The organism is Mycobacterium shigaense (assembly GCF_002356315.1).
Taxonomy (GTDB): Bacteria; Actinomycetota; Actinomycetes; order Mycobacteriales; family Mycobacteriaceae; genus Mycobacterium; species Mycobacterium shigaense.
In genome coordinates this window covers 1,704,143-1,725,241 of record NZ_AP018164.1, presented here as the reverse complement: position 1 = coordinate 1,725,241, position 21,099 = coordinate 1,704,143, and the positions used below count along the sequence as shown (strand labels likewise).

Genomic DNA, 21,099 nt, shown 5'->3' with positions numbered 1-21,099 from the left:
AAGTCAACGGCGGGGCCGCGGCTGGCACCTGGGGCAGTAGAACGACGACCGGTTCATGAACTTCTCCCGGCGCATGGCCGCGCCGCAGCGCCGGCAGGGTTCGTCCGCGCGGCCGTAGGCATCCAGGGACCGGTCGAAGTAGCCCGATTGGCCGTTGACGTTGACATAGAGCGAGTCGAACGACGTCCCGCCCTTGGCGAGCGCCTCGCGCATCACGGCAGCGGCGGCGTCCAGGACATCGGTCAGCCGGCGGCGGCTCAGCATGGCCGCGATCCGGGCGCCGTTGACCTTGGCCCGCCACAGCGCCTCGTCGGCGTAGATGTTGCCGATACCCGACACCACCTGCTGGTCCAGCAGTTGGCGTTTGATCTCGGAATGCTTGCCGCGCAACACCTTCACCACCGCGTCGCGGTCGAACCGCGGGTCCAGCGGGTCGCGCGCCAGGTGGGCCACGGGCTGAGGCACCACGCTGCCGTCCACCTCGACGAGGTCGGCCAGCATCCACCCGCCGAAGGTCCGCTGATCGGCGAAGCTGAGCACGGTTCCGTCGTCGAGCAGCGCGGAGATCCGCACGTGGTCGGCTCGCGGCACCTCGCCGAGCAGCATCTGCCCGCTCATGCCGAGGTGGACGACGAGCGCGGTCGCCGGCTCGGGGTCCGGGCCCAGCAGCAGCCACAGGTACTTGCCGCGCCGGTCGGTCCCGGTGATCCGCTCGCCAAGCAGCCGCGCCGTGAGGTCGGCGGGCCCGGCCTCGTGGCGGCGCACCGCGCGGGGGTGGTGGACGCGCACCGCGGTGATCGTCTTGCCCACCACGTGGGCGGCCAGGCCGCGGCGCACCACCTCGACTTCGGGCAGCTCAGGCATCTAGGCAGAAGTTTTCCCCGCGGTGTCCATCACTTCCAGCGCCTTCCACGTCTCCGCGGCGGCCTTTTGCTCGGCCTCCTTTTTCGAGCGCCCCACGCCCGAGCCGTACTCGGTTTCCATCACGACGACCACCGCGGTGAATTCCTTGTCGTGGTCCGGGCCGGTGGAGGTGACGACGTAGGTCGGTGCGCCCAGGCCGCGCGCGGCGGTCAGCTCCTGCAGGCTGGTCTTCCAGTCCAGCCCGGCGCCCAGCGTGGGCGCGGCGTCCAGCAGCGCTCCGAACAGCCGCAGAATCACCTCCCGCGCAACGGTGATGCCGTGCTGCAGGTAGATGGCGCCCAGCAGCGACTCCATGCCATCGGCCAGGATGCTCGACTTGTCCGCCCCGCCGGTGTTCGCCTCGCCGCGCCCCAGGAACAGGTGCATCCCCAGGCCGCCCTCGCACAGGTTGCGCGCGACGTCGGCCAGCGCCTGGGTGTTGACGACGCTGGCGCGCAGTTTGGCCAGGTCGCCCTCCGAACGGTCGGGGTGGCGGTGGTAGAGCTCGTCGGTCACGGTGAGACCCAACACCGCATCACCGAGGAACTCCAACCGCTCGTTGGTCGGCAGTCCGCCGTGCTCGTAGGCGTAGCTGCGATGCGTCAACGCCAGCGTCAGCAACTCATCCGGGAGGTCGGCCCCGAGGGCGTCGAGCAGGACCTGTCGCGAGGTCATCGATCACCCCGCGGTTCGTCCGCCTCGTCGGGCTGGGGGTCCCTCCCGCTTGCGGGGAACAGCGCCGCCAGCTTTGCCCACCGCGGATCAATGCGGTCGTGGCGATGGCCGGGCTCGTCGGCCAGCAGCGCGCCGCACTCGGGACACAGCCCGGGGCAATCCGGCCTGCACACGGGGGCGAACGGGAGCTCCAGCCCGACGGCGTCGATGACGCACTGCTCGAGGTTGATGACGTCGTCGACCACCCGGCCCACCTCGTCTTCGGAGGTGGTCGCCTCGGTCGCGCTGTCCGGGTAGGCGAACAGCTCGGTCAACGCCACCTGCACCCGCCCGTGCACCGGCGTCAGGCAACGCGAGCACTCACCCACGGTGGTACCGGCCACCGTCCCGGTGACCAGTACGCCCTCCGACACCGATTCCACGCGCAGATCCAGGTCCAGCGGGGCGTCCTGCGGGATCGCGATCATGTCCAGTCCGATGCGCAACGGGCTGGGCACGGTGTGCCGCAGGGTGACCATCGCCCCCGGACGTCGCCCGAGCCGCGTGATGTCGATGGCCATCGGGGATGTCGGACGTTGCTGCGCTGTGCTGCCGTGTTGCCGCGCCATAGGAGGAATGTTACGGCGCCGGTAGGTCAAAGCCACGGCCCCGCGGACGACGGCGTCGCCGCCGGGTGTCAGCGCGTCGCGTAGTCGTGCGTTCCCGCCGCGGTCCGCAGTTGGTGCCGACCGCGGCCCACCGAACGCAGGGTGCCGTTGAGGAACTCCTCGAACTCGGCGAGCTTGTTGTCGACGTAGATGTCGCACTCCCCGCGCAGCCGGTCCGCCTCGGCGTGCGCGGTGTCGATGAGCCGCGTCGACTCGGCGTTGGCCGCCTGCACGACCTCGTTCTGCGACACCAGGCGCTGCTGCTCCTTGATGCCCTCTTGCACGGCCTTCTCGTAGGCGATGTTGCCGTTCTCGATCAAGCGGTCCGCCTCGGCCTGGGCGCGGCCGACGCTGGCCTCGTACTCGCGCTTGGCCGCGGTCGCGATGCGGATCGACTCCTCACGGGCCTCGCCGACCATCCGCTCGCTGTGCTGGCGGGCCTCGCTGACCATGCGGTCGGCCTGCGATTTCGCGTCGGAGAGTAGCCGGTCGGCTTCGGCGCGGGCGTGGTTGAGCATCGACTCGGACTCGGTGGTCGCCGAGGACACCATGGATTCGGCGTGCGTCTTGGCGTCGTGCAACATCGAATCGCGCGCATCCAGCACGTCCTGGGCGTCGTCGAGCTCACCCGGGATCGCGTCCTTGATGTCGTCGATCAGCTCCAGCACGTCGCCGCGGGGCACCACGCAGCCGGCAGTCATGGGCACGCCGCGGGCTTCTTCGACGATGGCGCCCAATTCATCCAGCGCTTCAAAGACTCGGTACACGGCCATACCCTCCTGGCATCCTGCAAAAGATCCTGTTGTTACCAGTGTGCCTGGTGTTACGTCTGTGACGGCGGTGGCGACGCCGGTGTGTCGAACTTTGCCGTCGATCGCGCGACAAAATCGATTCTTCCAGCACTTCTGCGCCGACGCCCGCTCGGGCCAGGTCGCGCCGTTCGGCCGGGACCGCCGGACCCGCCGCGATAGTCTGCACCGGTGACCGGGCCCACCGAACAAGGCGACGAGAAGCCGACGCTGTTCATCTTTCCCCACGCCGGTGGTGCGGCGACCTTCTACGTACCCTTCGCCAAGGCGCTTTCACCGGAGATGAAACGGATCGCCGTCCAGTATCCGAACACCAGCGATCGCGGCTTGACGCCGCTGTCCAGCGTTCCCGAACTCGCCGAAGAGATCTTCACGATGATGGCCCCGTCGGCCAAAACCGCCGGCCGGGTCGCTTTTTTCGGTCACAGCATGGGCGGGCTGGTCGCCTTCGAGGTGGCGCTGCGCTTCCAATCGGCCGGATTCGGAATCACCGACCTGTTCATCTCGTCCTGCGCGGCGCCGGGCCACATCCGCTACAAGGAGCTGCAGGGATCGGATCACGACATTCTGAACCTGGTCGCCCAGGTCACCGAGACGGATCCCGACCGCCTGGCCAACGAAGAATTCGCCTCCAACATCAGTCCCACCCTGCAGAGCGTGCGAGCCATCGCGAACTACACCCGCCCGCCGCAGGTCACGGTGTCGTGCCCGATCCACGCGTTCGTCGGAGACGACGACCTGATCGTCGCCGCCGAGAACATGACGGCCTGGGCCGACCGCACCACCGACGAGTTCTCCCTCCGGGTATTCCCCGGGGACCACTTCTACCTCAACAGCAACTTGCCCGAGCTGGTGAAAGAGATCGAGGGACGCGTCCTCGGTTGACGGCCCGATAGTTAGCTGGACGGCGCCGGCCGGTCGTCGGTGCGGCCGAAGATCGCCTCACTCTGATCCAAATGGCCACGCCCCTAACCGCCAGCACCAGCAGTCACTGCCGCACCACGGGGCCGTGACCTGCGGAAATATCGGGCCCCGGTCGGCGGGACGTCATGCCCACCCGGGCCCCGTTATTGAACGGCCGTACAAAAACCTGTGGATTTCGTAAATACCACCACGGGGCCGCCCAAGATTGCATACGTTGCTCTTCAGAGACGGGTGGTCGGGGGTAACAATCGTCGCAATTGTGGCCATCCGGCTCTAGCGCGCCGACGTTTCCAACCAGCAGCTGCCGTGTGCCAGGGGGGCTCCGAAAGGGCCCGCGAAAGCCGCTCCACGGGGCGGCGGCCAGGCGTGCGCACATAGCGCCGACGGCGAAACGGGAAGGTAACGCAATGCGGGTGAGCGCCTCTTCTGCGCTCGGTTTGCTAGAGATGCCGACGGTCCGGCAACCCGACCGGCTGGCTGTGGCGGCATGACGTCGAGTATCCGCAGCGAAGCCGACCTTCGGCATTGGCTCGTCGACTACCTGGTCACCAACATCGGCCGCACCCCCGACGAGGTCGACCCCGAACTGTCGCTGGCCGACCTGGGCGTGAGCTCTCGCGAGTCGGTCGTGCTGTCGGGCGAGCTGTCGCAGTTGTTGGGGCGGAAGGTCTCGCCCGTCGAGTTCTGGGAGCACCCGACGATCAACGAGCTGGCCGCCTACCTGACGGCACCCGCCCCCGACCCCGAATCCGACCCCCAGCGCCCGGCGCAGAACTCGCTCGACGAGCCGATCGCCGTCATCGGGATGGGGTGCCGTTTTCCCGGCGGCATTTCGGGACCCGAAGAGCTGTGGCAATTCCTCGTCGAGCGCGGCTGCTCGATTTCCGAGGTGCCCGAGGACCGGTGGCGGCCGTTCGACGACGGCTCGCCCGAGGTGGCCGCGGCGCTCGGGCGCACCACCCGCTGGGGCTCGTTTTTGCCCGACGTCGACGCCTTCGACGCGGAGTTCTTCGAGATCTCCCCGAACGAGGCCAACAAGATGGACCCGCAGCAACGGCTGCTGCTGGAGGTCGCGTGGGAAGCGCTGGAGCACGCGGGCATCCCGCCGAGCTCGCTGCGCCGGACCCAGACCGGGGTGTTCGCCGGGGCCTGCTCGAGCGAATACGGCGCCATCGCATCCGGCGACCTGTGCGGTGTCGACGCCTGGAACAACACCGGCGGCGCGATGAGCATCATCGCCAACCGGCTCTCCTACTTCCTCGACCTGCGGGGCCCGTCGGTCGCGGTGGACACCGCCTGCTCGTCGTCGTTGGTGGCCATCCACCTGGCCTGCCAGAGCCTGCGTACCCAGGATTCGCAGCTGGCCATCGCCGCCGGGGTGAACGTGTTACTGACCCCGACGGTGTTCCGCGGCTTCGACCATGCCGGCGCACTGTCCCCGACGGGCAGGTGCCGGGCCTTCGACGCCGCCGCCGACGGCTTCGTCCGCGGCGAGGGCGCCGGCGTCGTGGTGCTCAAACGGCTGACCGACGCGCAACGCGACGGCGACCGGGTGCTCGCGGTGATCTGTGGCTCGGCGGTGAACCAGGACGGCCGCTCCAACGGACTGATGGCCCCCAACCCCGCCGCCCAGATGGCGGTGCTGCGCGCCGCCTACACCAACGCGGGCATGCAGCCCCACGAGGTCGACTACGTCGAAACCCACGGCACCGGAACGCTGTTGGGCGATCCGATCGAGGCGCGCGCGCTGGGCACGGTGCTGGGCCGCGGTCGCGCGCCGGACTCTCCTCTGCTGCTGGGCGCGGTCAAGACGAACATCGGCCACACCGAGGCGGCGGCCGGGATCGCGGGCTTCATCAAGACGGTGCTGGCGTTGCAGCGTGGCCAGATTCCGCCCAACCAGCGGTTCGAAAGCCCGAACCCCCACATTCCCTTCACCGACCTGCGGATGAAAGTCGTTGACGCCCAAACGGACTGGCCACACACGCGGCACCCGCGCCGGGCCGGGGTGTCCTCGTTCGGATTCGGCGGGACGAACGCGCACGTGGTCCTCGAGCAGGGACAGGAGGTCGCACCGGCGCCGCAATCGTCCGCCGAGCCGGGGATCTCGACGCTGATCGTGGCCGGCAAGACCCCGCAGCGGGTGGCTGCGACGGCGTCGGCGCTGGCCGAGTGGATGGACGGCGCCGGGGCCGAGGTGGCCCTGACCGACGTGGCGCACACCCTCAACCATCACCGGGCGCGGCAGTCCAAGTTCGGCACGGTGGTGGCCCGCGGGCGCGCCGAGGCGGTGGCCGGGCTGCGCGCCCTGGCCGCCGGCCAGCATGCCCCCGGCGTGGTCGGCCCCCTGGAACGCGACGAAGCGGGACCGGGCACGGTGTTCGTCTACTCCGGGCGTGGGTCGCAATGGGCCGGCATGGGCCGCCAACTGCTGGCCGACGAGCCCGCGTTCGCCGCGGCCGTGGCCGAGTTGGAGCCGGTCTTCGTCGAGCAGGCCGGATTCTCGCTACACGATGTGCTGGCCACCGGCAGGGAACTGGTCGGCATCGAGCAGATCCAGCTCGGCCTGATCGGCATGCAGTTGACGCTGACCGCGCTGTGGCGCTCCTACGGCGTGCGGCCCGACGTGGTGATCGGCCACTCGATGGGCGAGGTTGCCGCCGCGGTGGTGGCCGGCGCGCTGACGCCCGCCGAGGGGCTGCGGGTGACGGCAACGCGCTCGCGGCTGATGGCCCCCCTGTCGGGCCAGGGCGGGATGGCCATGCTCGGCATGGACGTCGCCGCCACCGAGGCGCTGATCGCCGAATACCCGGAAGTGACGCTGGGCATCTACAACTCGCCGCGCCAGACCGTGATCTCCGGGCCCACCGCGCAGATCGACGAGTTGATCACGCGGGTACGCGGCCAGAACCGGTTCGCCGGCCGGGTGAATATCGAAGTGGCCCCACACAATCCGGCGATGGACGCACTACAGCCGGCGATGCGCGCGGAACTGGCCGACCTGTCCCCGCAGACCCCGACCATTCCGATCATCTCCACCACCTACGCCGACCTCGACACCCGCCCGGTATTCGACGCCGAGCACTGGGCCACCAACATGCGCAACCCGGTGCGCTTCCAGCAGGCCATCGCGCACGCGGGCACCGACCACCACACCTTCATCGAAATCAGCGCGCATCCCCTGCTGACCCAGGCCATCAGCGAGACCATGCAGATCGCCCAGCACGGGAGCAAATACACCAGCGTCGGCACCCTGCAGCGCAACTCCGACGACACCATCGCGTTCCACACCAGCCTCAACACGGTGCGGACCACCCCTGTCCAAACGCCGCATCCGCCCGAGCCGCACGTCCTGATCCCGACCACTCCCTGGCAGCACACCCGGCACTGGGCGAACCTCACGCCGCTGGTCCGGCAGCCTTCAGAGGCATTGCGGCGCAACGGTTCCGCGCCGGCCACCGGCACGGGCGGCCCGCTCGACGACTGGTCGTACGAGCTGTCGTGGCAGGCCAAGCCGGCGCCGGACGCCGAACCGGGCGCCGCGGGCCGCTGGCTGGTGCTCGGCGATGCCGGCCTGGCGAACCAGCTGTCGGCGGTGGCCTTCGACGACTCGGCCGCGGAACCGGTGGAATTGGCCGAGGCGCTGGGCGAAGTCGACCATGTGTTGTTCGCCCCCGCGGTGGCCGACGACCCCCTCGACGTGGGGCTGGCCTACCGGCTGTTCGACCAGGTGCGCCGGCTCGTCGCGGTGCTGGCTGCCGGCGACTCGTCGGAGAAGCTGTACGTGCTCACCCGCAACGCCCAACCCGTCGCCGAGGGCGATCGCGCCAACCCCGTCCACGGCCTGCTCTGGGGCCTGGGCCGCACGATTGCCCTCGAACATCCCGAAATCTGGGGTGGCATGGTTGATTTCGACGCATCGGTGCCGGCAGCGGTAGTGGCCAGACAGCTGCTCGAGGAAGTCGGCAGCACCGACGGTGAAGACCAGGTCGTGTACCGGCGCGGCGCGCGTCACGTGGCCCGGCTGCAGCGGCGGAACCTGCCCGGCGAGTCGCCGGTGGCGCTGGACGCCGACACCAGCCAGCTCGTCGTCGGCGCCACCGGCAACATCGGGCCGCACCTGATCCGTCAGCTCGCGCGCATGGGCGCCAAGACCATCGTCGCGGTGTCCCGCAATCCGGGGTCGCGCCTGGCCGCACTGACCGAAGACCTGGCCGCGGCGGGGGCGACGCTCGTCACGGTGGCCGCCGATGCCACCGACGAGGTTGTGATGCGCGCGCTGTTCGACCGCTTCGGCCGCGACCTGCCGCCGCTGCAGGGCATTTACCTGGCGGCCTTCGCCGGCCGGCCGGTGCTGCTCAGCGAGATGACCGACGACGACGTGCGAGCCATGTTCGCGCCCAAGCTCGACGCCGCCGCGCTGCTGCACCGGTTGTCGCTGAGCGCGCCGGTGCGCCACTTCCTGCTGTTCTCGTCGATCTCCGGGCTGACCGGGTCGCGCTGGCTGGGCCACTACGCCGCCACCAGCGGCTATCTGGACGCGCTCGCGTACGCCCGCCGCGTCATGGGGTTGCCCGCCACCACTGTCAACTGGGGCCTGTGGAAGTCGCTGGCCGACGCCGACGAGGCCAGCCAGGTCAGCGTGGGGTCCGGGCTGCTGCCCATGGACGACGAGACGGCCATCGGCGCGCTGCCGTACCTACTGAGCCCCGGCGCCGGAGTGCATTCCGTGGTGGTGGAGGCGGATTGGCAGCTGCTGGCGGACGCCTACCGGGCCCGCGGCGCGCTGCACATCGTCGACGAGCTGGCGGCGGCGGCCGGTGCGGCGGCGACGCTGCCGGTCAGCGAGTTCCGCACCGCATTGCGCGCGGCCGAGCCCGCGCGCCGGCGTACCATGCTGTTCGACCAGGTCGCCATGCTGGCCGTCAAGGCGATGGGACTGCCAGCGGGCGAGTCGCTCGACCCGTCGACCGGGTTCTTCCAACTCGGGATGGATTCGCTGATGAGTGCGATGCTGCGGCGGTCGTTGTCGGACGAGCTCGGCGAGGCGCTGCCGGTCTCCGTCGTCTTCGACTACCCGACCGTCTACAGCCTCAGCGACCATCTGGCCACCGTGCTGCCCGAACTCGCCGAGGGGGACACCCCGCAAGGCAGCGGCACCGAAGCCGTCACCGACGCCTACGACGACCTGGACGAGGACGCGTTGCTCGAGGAACTTTCGGAAAGACTACGAGGCTCTCGATGACCGCCACCACACCGGACCGCCGGGCGATCATCACCGAGGCGCTGCACAAGATCGACGACCTGACCGCGCGGCTGGAAATCGCCGAGAAGGCCGGAACCGAGCCGATCGCGGTGGTCGGCATCGGGTGCCGGTTGCCCGGCGGCGTCGACAGCCCCGAAAAGTACTGGGAGTTGTTGCGCAACGGGCGGAGTGGCATCGTGCCGGTGCCGCCGCAACGGTGGGACGCCGACGCCCTGTTCACCGAGGACCACACCATTCCGGGAACGATCTGCAACCGCGAGGGCGGTTTCCTGACGGGCTGGGAGCCGCAGGAGTTCGACGCGGAGTTCTTCGCGATACCGCCACGCGAGGCGGCGGCGATGGACCCCCAGCAGCGGCTGTTCCTCGAAGTCGCCTGGGAAGCGTTGGAGGATGCGGGAATTCCGCCGCACACCATCGGCGGCAGCCAGACCTCCGTTTTCGTCGGGGTCACCGCCTACGACTACATGCTGAACCTGTCCGGCGCGGTGCGTCCCGAGGAGCTGGATGCCTATGTGCTGACCGGCAATTCGGCGAACTTCGCCGCCGGCCGCACGTCGTACCTGCTCGGCGCCCGCGGCCCGGCGGTGGTGTTGGACACCGCGTGCTCCTCGTCGCTGGTGGCCATCCACCTGGCCTGCCAGAGCCTGCGCTGGCGCGAAAGCGACATGGCGCTGGTCGGCGGGACCAACCTGCTGCTGTCCCCCGGGACATCGATCGCGTGCTCGCGCTGGGGGATGCTCTCGCCCGAGGGGCAGTGCAAGACCTTCGACGCCGACGCCGACGGCTACGTGCGCAGCGAGGGCGCGGGCGTGGTAGTGCTCAAGCGGCTGTCCGACGCGCAACGCGACGGCGATCGCATCCTCGCAGTCGTGCGCGGCACGGCCGTCAACTCCGACGGCGCCAGCAGCGGGGTGACAGTGCCTAACGGCCCGGCGCAGCAGGCCTTGCTGCGCCAGGCGCTGGCGACGGCCAAGCTGACGCCGGCCGACATCGACTACGTCGAGGCGCACGGCACCGGCACGCCGCTGGGCGACCCGATCGAACTCGACTCGCTGAGCAAGGTTTTCGGCGACCGGGAGGGCCGGGAGCCGCTGGTGCTCGGGGCCGTCAAGACCAACCTGGGCCACCTGGAGGCGGCCGCCGGGATCGCCGGATTCATCAAGACCGTGCTGGCCGTCGGACACGGCCGCATCCCCAAGAACCTGAACTTCAACACACTGACTCCCCGTGCCGCCGAGGGCGTTTCGCGGCTGAAGATCGCCACCGAGGACATGGCATGGCCCGCGACCGGCCGGCCCCGCCGCGCCGGGGTGTCGTCGTTCGGGGTGAGCGGCACCAACGCGCACGTGGTGATCGAGCAGGCGCCGGATCCGCAGCCGGTGCCGCAGCGCGCCCCCGATCCGGCCGTCTCGACCCTGGTGGTGTCGGGCAAGTCGGCGCAACGGGTGGCCGCGACGGCATCGGTCCTGGCCGACTGGATGGCCGGCCCCGGGGCCGAGGTGGCCCTGGCCGACGTCGCGCACACGCTCAACCATCACCGGGCCCGGCAGCCCAAGTTCGCCACCGTCGCCGCGCTCGACCGCGACCAGGCCGTGGCGGGGCTGCGCGCGCTGGCCGCCGGTGAGCCCGCCGCCGGCGTGGTGGGCTGCCCCGAGAGCGCCATCGGACCCGGCACGGTATTCGTCTATTCGGGCCGCGGATCGCAGTGGGCCGGAATGGGCCGCCGGCTGCTGGCCGACGAACCCGCATTCGCCGCGGCTGTGGCTGAGTTGGAGCCGGATTTCGTTGCCCAGGCCGGGTTTTCGCTGCACGACGTGATCGCCGGCGGCAACGAACTGGTCGGCATCGAGCAGATCCAGCTGGGCGTGATCGGGATGCAGCTGGCACTGACCGCGCTGTGGCGCTCCTACGGAATCACCCCCGATCTGGTGATCGGGCACTCCTTGGGCGAGGTGGCGGCCGCCGTGGTGGCCGGCGCGCTGACGCCCGCCGAGGCGCTGCGGATCACCGCGATCCGGTCCCGGCTGATGGCCCCGCTGTCCGGGCAGGGCACCATGGCCATGCTGGAACTCGACGCCGCCGCCACCGAGGCGCTGATCGCCGAATACCCGCAGGTCACCCTGGGCATCTATGCCTCACCGCGGCAGACGGTCATCTCGGGACCCAGCGCGCAGATCGACGAGTTGATCACCCGCGTGCGCGCGCAGGACCGGCTGGCCAGCCGGGTGAATATCGAAGTGGCCCCGCACAATCCGGCGATGGACGCGCTGCAGCCGGCGATGCGCGCGGAGCTGACCGACCTGTCCCCGCAGACCCCGACCATTCCGATCATCTCCACCACCTACGCCGACCTCGACACCCGCCCGGTATTCGACGCCGAGCACTGGGCCACCAACATGCGCAACCCGGTGCGCTTCCAGCAGGCCATCGCTCATGCTTTTAGCCAAGCGGGCGGGCCCTACCACACCTTCATCGAAATCAGCCCGCACCCGCTGTTGACCCACGCCATCGGCGAGACGCTGGCCGACTCGGCTGGTTCCGGGGACGGCTATCAGAGCATCGGCACGCTGCAGCGCGACGCGCACGACACGTGGGCGTTCCACACCAACCTCAACGCCGCGCACACCACCCGCCCGCCCGAAACCCCGCACATCTGCGGGCCGCGCCCGGTGCTGCCGACCACCCCGTGGCTGCACACGCCGCACTGGTTCACCCCCAGCACGGCGTCACATCATGCGCCAAACACCCACCCGCTGCTCGGCTTCGGTGTCACCGACCCGACCAACGGCACCCGAATCTGGGAGGCCGAGCTCAGCCCCGAGCTGCTCTGGCTCGGCGATCACGTGATCGACGATCTGTGCGTACTGCCCGGCGCGGCCTACGCCGACGTGGCGCTGGCCGCGGCGACGGAAGCGTTCGGCGAAGCCGACGACGAGCAGCCATGGATGATCCGCGAGCTGAGCCTGCATCAGATGCTGCAGGTGACCGACGGCACTGTCCTGGTCACGACGCTCACCGGCAACGAGCAGAGTTGCCAGGTCGAAATGCGCACGCACAGCGACACTTCCGGATGGGTCAAACATGCCACCGCCACCCTGGCACCCGAGACCTCGCCCGAGGTATCCGGGCCAGTGGACGCCAATGATGTTGGCGCCGAGCTCAATCCGGATGACCTGTATCAGCGGCTGCGTGCCGCCGGGCAACAGCACGGGCCGGCGTTCCGCGGGATCACCGGCCTGCGCGTCGCACCATCCGGCGCGGCCCGCGCCGAGGTGCACCTGCCCTCGTCGGCTCGGGCCGGTTCCCGCAACTTCGTGCTGCACCCGGTGATGATGGACATCGCCGTGCAGGCGCTCGGCGCCACCCGCGCCGCGACCGACCTGGCCGGCGGCCACAACGCCCGCCAAACCCTGGTGCTGCCCGTCCGATTCGCGGGCGTGCACGTGTACGGCGACGTGGCCGACGGCGTCTGCTCGGTGGGTACGCTTCAGGCCACCGACAGCGCCGACCGGCTGCGCGGCCACGTCGTGTTGACCGACGCGCAGGGCCGGCCGCTGCTGATCATCGACGAAGTCGAGATGGCGGTGCTCGGATCGGCAAGCGGCGCAGCCGAACTGGGCGGCCAGCTGTTCGCTCTCGAGTGGGAGCCCACCCCGCTGGACAAACCGGCCGCCGGCCTCGGCGGCGTGCTGCTGGTCGGCGACCCGGCCATCGACCCGCTGCCCGCCGAACTGCAGGCCTCGCTGCGCGACGGTGCCGCCGCGGTCGAGGTGGTGTCGCCGGCCGACCCGGCGCGACTGCGCACGGCGATCGCCCGGACCGACATCGCCTGGGACAGCATCGTGGTGCTGTGCCCGCCGCAGGCCGTCGACGAGTCGCCGGCCGAGTCGGACCAACTCGACCTGGCGCTGTCGCGCACGCTGCTGATCGCCGAAATCGCGAAGGCGGTGACGCGGCGCGGCGCCCGCAACACCCCGCGGCTGTGGATCGTCACCCGCGGCGCCCAGCAGGTCGGGGCCGACGAACGAGTCACGCTGGCACAGACCGAGCTTCGCGGTATCGCCCGGGTGCTGGTATTCGAGCATCCGGAACTGCGGGCGACCACCGTCGACCTCGAGGCCGACGGCACCGCCTCACTCGCGGCGCTGACGAACGAGTTGCTGGCCGGCGCCGACGCCGACGAGATCGCCTTGCGCGACGGGCAGCGGTACCTCAACCGACTGCTGCCCGCACCCACCACGGCGGGTGGTGAGCTCGCCGGCGAGACCCGGCACACCGTGGTCGATCTCGACGCCGGCGGCGCGGTGCGCCTGCAGATCGACGAACCCGGCCGCCTGGACGCGCTGCGCCTGCACGCGGTGCGGCGGGCCGCGCCGGCACCCGACGAGGTCGAGGTCCGCATCGCCGCCGCGGGCCTGAACTTTTCCGACGTGCTCAAGGCGATGGGCATCTACCCCACCCTCGACGGCGCCCCGCCCATCATCGGCGGCGAGTGCGCCGGAGTCGTCACCGCCGTCGGCAGCGCGGTGGACTCCGTCGAAGTCGGGCAGCGCGTGATCGCCATCGGCCCGGGCACTTTCGGCTCCCACCTGACGACGCTGGCCGACCTGGTCACCCCGATCCCCGACACGCTGGCCGATCCCGAGGCCGCCGCGTTCGGCATCGCATACCTGACCGCCTGGCACTCGCTGGTCGAGGTCGGGCGGCTCGCCCCCGGCGAGCGGGTGCTGATCCACTCCGCGACCGGCGGAGTGGGTGTGGCGGCGATGGCGATCGCCAGGATGATCGGCGCCCGCATCTACACCACGGCCGGCTCGGACGCCAAGCGCGACATGCTCGCCGGGCTCGGTGTCGACTACGTGGGCAATTCGCGGACCGTCGACTTCGCCGACGAGATCCTGGATCTCACCGACGGTTACGGCGTGGACGTCATTCTCAACTCGCTGCCCGACGAGGCGATCCAGCGCGGGGTCAAGATCCTGGCCCCCGGTGGCCGTTTCATCGAGCTGGGCAAGAAGGACGTGTACGCCAACGCCACCCTGGGGTTGGCGGCGCTGACGAAGAGCGCGTCCTTCTCGGTCGTCGACCTCGACCTGAACCTGAAGCTGCAGCCGGCCCGGTACCGCACGATGCTGACCGAGATCCTGCGGCACGTCGCCGACGGCACGCTGCAGGTGCTGCCGGTCACCACGTTCACCCTCGACGACGCGGCCGATGCCTTCGCGCTGATGGCATCCGGGCGGCACACCGGCAAGATCGCCGTGTCGGTACCGCAACACGGCCGCGTCGACGCGATCGCGGCGGCACCGCCGCAACCGCTGGTCAGCGCCGACGGCGGCTACCTCATCGTGGGCGGCATGGGCGGCCTCGGCTTCGTGGTCGCTCAGTGGCTGGTGCGCAACGGCGCGGGAATGGTTGTGCTGAACGGACGTTCGGCTCCGGACGCCGAGGTGGCCGCGGCGGTGGCGCAATTGAACGCCGCGGGCAGCCGGGTCGAGGTCGTCACCGGTGACATCGCCGACCCCGGCACGGCCGAGCGGCTGGTGCAAGCGGTCCACGACGCCGGCTTCCGGCTGGCCGGCGTCCTGCACAGCGCGATGGTCCTCGACGACGAGATCGTGCTGAACATCTCGGATTCGGCCGCGCGGCGGGTGTTCGCCCCGAAGGTGGCCGGCAGCTGGCGGCTGCATCAGGCCACCGCGCAGCTGGACGTCGACTGGTGGCTCACCTTCTCGTCGGCCTCGTCGCTGCTGGGGACGCCCGGCCAGGGCACCTACGCGGCCGCGAACTCCTGGGTCGACGGGCTGGTCGCCTACCGGCGCTCTCGGGGGCTGCCCGCCGTCGGGATCAACTGGGGTCCCTGGGCGGAAGTGGGCCGCGCCCAGTTCTTCGCCGACCTCGGGGTTTCGCTGATCACGGTCGAACAGGGTTTGGCGGCAATGGAATTGGTGCTCGCCGCCGACCGGGGCCGCACCGGGGTGATCCACCTCGATGCGCGGCAGTGGTTCCAGTCGTTCCCCGCCGCGGGCGGTTCGTCGCTGTTCGCGAAGCTGGCTGACGCGACGAAGCCGCAGCGGCGCGGCGGCGGCGCGATCCGTGCGGAGCTGGATGCCACCGATCCCGCCGAGCGCCCGGGCCGGCTGGCGGCGGCGATCGCCGACGAGATCCGCGCGGTGTTGCGCTCGACCGAGCCGATCGCCCACGATCGGCCCATGGAGTCGCTCGGGCTGGACTCCCTGATGGCCCTCGAGCTGCGCAACCGGCTGGAAGCGAGCCTGGGCGCGACGCTGCCGGCCGCCTTGGTCTGGGCCTACCCGACGATTCACGACCTCGCCGGTGCGATGTGCGAACGCCTCGGTTACGCAACGATTTCCGATCTTGCTACGGCCGCCAAGGCCGACCAGGCGTCCGACCTGGAGACCGAGCTATCCGATGAGGAAATGGAATTGTTGTCCGACCTCGTTGCGGCGAGCGAACTGGAGACGGCAACTGGGGGCAGTGAGTAATGACAAGTCTTGCCGAACGCGCGGCACAGATGTCACCCAAGGCGCGCGAGGTCCTCGCGCGTGAGCTGGTACGTGCGGGAACGGCCTTCCCCACCGAGGTCGCCGAACCCATAGCGGTGGTCGGTATCGGTTGCCGGCTGCCGGGCAAAGTGACCGGGCCGGAGAGCTTTTGGCAGTTGCTGGTCGACGGTCGCGACGCCGTCGGCGAGGTGCCGGCCGACCGGTGGGATGGCGACGCCTTCTACGACCCGGATCCGCAGGCACCGGGCCGGATGACCACCAAGTGGGGCGGCTTCCTCGACGACGTCGCCGGGTTCGACGCCGACTTCTTCGGCATCACGCCGCGCGAAGCTGTCGCGATGGACCCGCAGCAGCGGATCCTGCTCGAGGTCGCCTGGGAGGCGCTCGAACACGCCGGGGTCGCGCCGGATTCCCTGAACGGCAGCCGGACCTCCGCGATCATGGGCGTGTCGGCCTGGGACTACACGATCCTCAACCTGGAGCGCCACGCCGAGATCGACGCTTATATGAGCACCGGCAACCCGCACAGCGCCGCGGTAGGCCGCATCTCGTACCTGCTGGGGCTGCGCGGCCCGGCGGTGGCCGTGGACACCGCGTGCTCGTCGTCGCTGGTGGCCATCCACCTGGCCTGCCAGAACCTGCGACTGCGCGAAAGCGACGTGGCGTTGGCCGGTGGCGTGCACCTTTCCCTGTCGCCGTTCACCAGCATCGCGCTGTCCAAGTGGTCGGCCCTGTCGCCGACGGGCCGGTGCCACACCTTCGACGCCCTGGCCGACGGGTTCGTGCGCGGCGAGGGCTGCGGCGTGGTGGTGCTCAAGCGGTTGGCCGACGCGCTGGCTGACGGCGATCGGGTGCTGGGCGTGGTTCGCGGCTCGGCGATCAACTCCGACGGACGGTCCAACGGCCTGACCGCGCCGAACGCGGCCGCGCAGCGCGACGTCATCACCACCGCGCTGCGGATGGCCGACGCCGCGGCCGACAGCGTGAACTACATCGAAACCCACGGCACCGGAACCATTCTGGGTGACCCGATCGAGTTCGAGGCGCTGGCCGCGACCTACGGCGGCGGCGCGAGCCGCTGCGCGCTGGGCTCGGTCAAGACCAATATCGGGCACCTGGAAGCCTCCGCCGGTGTCACCGGGTTCATCAAGGCGGTCCTGTCGGTGCACCACGCCTTCATCCCGCCCAACCTGCACTTCACCCGGTGGAACCCCGCCATCGACGCGTCGACGACGCGCCTGTTCGTGCCCACCGAGGGCGCCGCGTGGCCCGCCGACGGACCTCGCCGCGCCGCGGTGTCGTCGTTCGGCCTGAGCGGGACCAACGCGCACGTGGTCATCGAGCAGGCGCCCGACCCGGCACCCGCGGCGCCGCCGGCCGCGGCGCCGGTGTCCACGTTGGCCGTGTCGGGCAAGTCGCCGCAGCGGCTCGCGGCGACGGCCGCCGTGCTGGCCGACTGGCTCGCCGGCCCCGGGGCCGCGGTGCCGCTTGCCGACACCGCCCACACCCTGAATCACCGTCGCGCCAAGCACAATTGGCTGGGCACGGTCGTCGCGCGGGACCACGCCGGCGCCGCGGCGGGCCTGCGCGCGTTGGCGACCGGCGCCCCCGCCCCCGGCGTGGTGGCCGCAACCGAGGCCGGCCGCGGGCCCGGCACCGTGTTCGTCTACTCCGGCCAGGGCGCGCAATGGGCGGGCATGGGCCGCCGGCTGCTGGCCGACGAGCCCGCGTTCGCCGCCGCCGTCGCCGAGCTCGAGCCCGAATTCGTTGCCCAGACCGGCTTTTCGCTGAGCCAGACGCTGACCGAGGGCAGACCGGTGACCGGCATCGACAAGATTCAGCCCCTGCTGGTCGCTATCCAGCTGGCGCTCACCGCGCTGTGGCGGCACTACGGCGTGGAACCCGACGCGGTCATCGGGCACTCGATGGGCGAGGTGTCGGCGGCGGTGGTGTCCGGCGCGCTGACCCCCGCCGAGGGGCTGCGAGTGATCGCCACCCGCTCCAAGCTGATGGCGCAGTTGTCCGGCCAGGGCGCGATGGCCCTGCTCGAGCTCGACGCCCCCGCCGTCGAAGCGCTGATCACCGACTACCCGCAGGTCACGCTGGCCGTGCACGCCTCACCGACCCAATCGGTGATCGCGGGTCCGCCCGACCAGGTGGACGCGGTGATCGCGCAGCTGGCCGCGCGCAACCTGCTGGCCCGCCGCATCGAGGTCGACGTCGCCTCCCATCACCCGATCATCGACCCGATCCTGCCTCAATTACGTTCGTCCCTAGCCGATTTGGCGCCGAAGACGCCGACCATCCCGATCTTCACGACCGCGACCGAGGACCCCGCGCCGGTGCTGGATGCCGACTACTGGGCCGCGAACCTGCGCAACCCGGTGCGTTTCCACCAGGCCGTCACCGCCGCGGGCACACAGCACAAGACCTTCATCGAGGTCAGTCCGCACCCGCTGCTCACCCACGCCATCACCGACACCTTGGGTCAAACCAACACCACCCTGGGCACCTTGCTGCGCGACGCCGACGACACCGTCTCCTTCCACGCGCAACTCGCCGCAGCGGGCCACCCGATCACCACCGACGGCCGGCTGGCCGACGTGCCGATCACCCCGTGGCAGCACGCCCACTTCTGGGTGGCCGATAGGTCGGCGATCTCGGACTCGGTTGCCAGCCATCCGTTGCTCGGTAGGCACATCGAAGTGCCGTCCAGCCACGACCACGTCTGGCAGGCCGATGTCGGCACCGACGTCAGCCCCTGGCTCGCCGACCACAAGGTCTTCGGCCAGCCCACCATGCCCGGCGCCGGGTTCGCCGAAATCTCGCTGGCCGCGGCCAGCGAGGCGCTGGGCCTGCCGGTGCAGGCGCTGTCGATCAACCAGCTCGAGGTCGAGCAGATGCTCGCCCTGAACGACCACACGCAGCTGACCACCCAGTTGACCCGTGGCGCTGACGACAAGATCCGCATCGAAATCTATTCCCGCTCAGGCGGTGACGACTGGACGCGGCACGCCACCGCCAGGGCCGAGGCCCGAACCTCCGAGCCTGCCCCCGAGCGACCAGCCTTGCTCGCCGAGCGGGGCGGCACCCCGGTCGACCCAGCCGACGTGTACAGCGGGCTGCGCCAGGCCGGCCAACATCACGGTCCCGCGTTCGCCGCCCTGACCGCGATTCGCCGGCTCCCCGGCGGTTCGGTCGAAACCGAGATCGTGCTTCCCGACGAGTCGCCACGGCATCCGGAGTTCCGGCTGCACCCCGTCATCCTCGACGCCGCACTGCAGAGCCTGGCCGCCGCCATGCCCGAGGAGGAACTCGCGGGATCCACCGAGGCCAGTTATCTGCCGGTGTCCTTCGACTCGGTTCGGGTGTACGGCAACCCGGGCCGGCGCGCACACTGCCGGGCCCAGCTGTCCGGCCTCGACGAGGGTGGCGCGGGCAAGCTCGGCCGGATCGTCCTGACCGACGACAACGGGATCGTCACCGCCGAGATCAACGACATCTATGTGCGCCGCGTCGAACGACGTAGCGTGCCACTTCCCCTGTCGCAGAAGGTCTTCGACACCACCTGGGTTGCCCGGCCCGTCGCCGGCGGACAGCACGAAGCCCCCGGCAGCTGGCTCGTGCTCACCGAGGGATCCACGGCCTCGACTGTGGAGCAAGCCGAGGAGTTCGTCGCGGCATGGCGCTCCCCGGCACGCCGGGTGCTCACCGCGGACCTGCACGACGAGGCCGCGATGCTCGCCGCATTCGACGAAACCACCGGCGATCCCGAGCATCCGCCCGTCGGCGTCGTCGTGTTCGTCGCGCCCAACCCGGACATCAGCGACCGCGGCGTCGAGCGGGCCAGGGACTCGGTGTGGGCGGTCTCCACCGTCATCCGCGCGATCGTCGGCGGCTGGCACGGCCAGTCACCGCGGCTGTGGCTGGTCAGCCGGGACGGCCTGGCCATCGGCGACCAACCGGGTCAGCCCGGCGTCGGCGCGCTGAAGGGTCTGGTGCGGGTGCTGGCCTACGAGCACCCCGAGCTGCGCACCACACTGGTCGACCTCGACGCCGCCGAGCCGGTGACCGCGCTGAATGCCGAACTGGCAGCGCCGGCTTCGGATGTCATCGACGACGTGGTCGCCTGGCGCGGCGGGCAGCGGCTCGTCGAGCGGTTGTCGAGGGCCACCCTCGGCGAGCCCACCCGCGCGGCGGTCCGCTCCGGCGCCTCCTACATCATCACCGGCGGCCTCGGCGGCCTCGGGCTGGTGGTCGCCCGCTGGCTGGCGGACAGCGGCGCGGGCCGCATCGTCCTCAACGGGCGCAGCGAACCGTCCGCCGAGCAGCGCGCCGCGCTGACCGAGCTGGAGCGCAAGACCGAAATCGTGGTGGTCTCCGGCGATGTCGCCGCCGAAGGCGTGGCGGATGCGCTGGTGGCCGCCGCCGGCGAAGCGAACCTGCGCGGCATCCTGCACGCGGCCGCCGTGCTCGACGACAGCCTGGTGTTCTCCATGACCAAGGACAGCCTGGAGCGGGTGTGGGCACCCAAGGTCACCGGGGCCCTGCGGATGCACCGGGCCAGCACTCGCTGCGAATTGGATTGGTGGCTGGGGTTTTCCTCGACGGCGTCGCTGCTGGGCGGCCCGGGACAGACGTCGTACGCGTGCGCGAGCGCCTGGCTCGACGCGCTGGTCGACTGGCGGCGCGCTGCGGGCCTGCCGGCCACGGTGATCAATTGGGGACCGTGGGCCGAGGTCGGCCTGGCCCGCACCCTGACCGGCGGCCCGCTGGATCCCATCACTCCGACCGAGGGCGCCGCGGCGCTGGAACCGCTGCTGGCCGTCGACCGCGGCCACACCGGCGTGGCGCGGCTGCGTCCCGACCGGGCGCTGATCGCCTTCCCCGAGATCCGCAGCCTGGGCTACTTCACCAGCGTGGTCGAAGAACTCGACGCCGCGGGCGACGGCGGCGACTGGGCGGGTCCCGAGGCGCTGGCCGGGCTGGAGCCCGCCGAGGCACAGGCGCTGATGACCGACCGGCTGCGGGCCCGCATCGCGGCGGTCATGGGCTACGCCGACCGGTCGGCGGTCGACGCCGGCGTGCCGCTTATCGAGCTGGGGATGGATTCCCTGATGGCGGTGCGCATCCGCAACACCGCCCGGGCGGATTTCGGCGCCGAGCCGCCGGTGGCGCTGCTGTTGCAGGGCGCGTCGCTGCACGACCTGACGGCCGAGCTGGTGCGCCAGCTGGGCATCGGCGGGCAGACGCAGGCGCCCAACGCCGAAGACGCCGTGCGCGACCGGGCGCAGCAGCGCGCGGCGGCGCGCCAACAAGCCGCAATGCGGCGGAAGCGAGGATAGTAC

8 protein-coding genes are annotated in these 21,099 nt (G+C 70.7%); 4 read left to right on the top strand and 4 right to left on the bottom strand.

Annotation, left to right across the window (positions count from 1 at the left end; translation table 11 throughout):
* Positions 1–3: 3 nt before the first annotated feature.
* The 4 genes from mutM to sepIVA form a co-directional block, all read right to left on the bottom strand.
* Positions 4–864, bottom strand: a complete 861-nt coding sequence (gene mutM, locus MSG_RS08080) for a bifunctional DNA-formamidopyrimidine glycosylase/DNA-(apurinic or apyrimidinic site) lyase (RefSeq protein WP_096438617.1) — start codon at positions 862–864, stop codon at positions 4–6.
* Positions 865–1,578 carry a ribonuclease III gene (gene rnc, locus MSG_RS08075; RefSeq protein ID WP_096438615.1) on the bottom strand — a complete coding sequence of 238 codons (714 nt, stop codon included), beginning with the start codon at positions 1,576–1,578 and terminating at the stop codon, positions 865–867.
* Positions 1,575–2,186 carry a YceD family protein gene (locus MSG_RS08070; RefSeq protein ID WP_181159150.1) on the bottom strand — a complete coding sequence of 204 codons (612 nt, stop codon included), beginning with the start codon at positions 2,184–2,186 and terminating at the stop codon, positions 1,575–1,577. Before MSG_RS08070 ends, rnc begins: the two co-directional genes overlap by 4 nt.
* 68 nt (positions 2,187–2,254) lie before the next feature.
* Positions 2,255–2,992, bottom strand: a complete 738-nt coding sequence (gene sepIVA, locus MSG_RS08065) for a cell division protein SepIVA (RefSeq protein WP_096444222.1) — start codon at positions 2,990–2,992, stop codon at positions 2,255–2,257.
* Between the two features lie 213 nt (positions 2,993–3,205).
* Here sepIVA and MSG_RS08060 point away from each other — a divergent pair, with 213 nt between their 5' ends.
* The 4 genes from MSG_RS08060 (at position 3,206) to MSG_RS08045 (ending at position 21,096) form a co-directional block, all read left to right on the top strand.
* Positions 3,206–3,919 (top strand): thioesterase II family protein, encoded by a 714-nt coding sequence (locus tag MSG_RS08060; RefSeq protein WP_096438611.1) that lies wholly within the window; start codon positions 3,206–3,208, stop codon positions 3,917–3,919.
* A 526-nt stretch (positions 3,920–4,445) separates the two neighbouring features.
* Positions 4,446–9,203: a type I polyketide synthase gene (locus MSG_RS08055; protein WP_096438609.1), complete on the top strand. Its 4,758-nt coding sequence runs from the start codon at positions 4,446–4,448 to the stop codon at positions 9,201–9,203.
* Positions 9,200–15,730: a type I polyketide synthase gene (locus tag MSG_RS08050; RefSeq protein ID WP_096438607.1), complete on the top strand. Its 6,531-nt coding sequence runs from the start codon at positions 9,200–9,202 to the stop codon at positions 15,728–15,730. The genes MSG_RS08055 and MSG_RS08050 overlap by 4 nt, the downstream gene beginning before the upstream one ends.
* The gene (locus MSG_RS08045; protein ID WP_096438605.1) at positions 15,730–21,096 is read left to right on the top strand and encodes a type I polyketide synthase; all 5,367 of its coding nucleotides are present in this window, start codon (positions 15,730–15,732) and stop codon (positions 21,094–21,096) included. The genes MSG_RS08050 and MSG_RS08045 overlap by 1 nt, the downstream gene beginning before the upstream one ends.
* Positions 21,097–21,099: the final 3 nt, after the last annotated feature.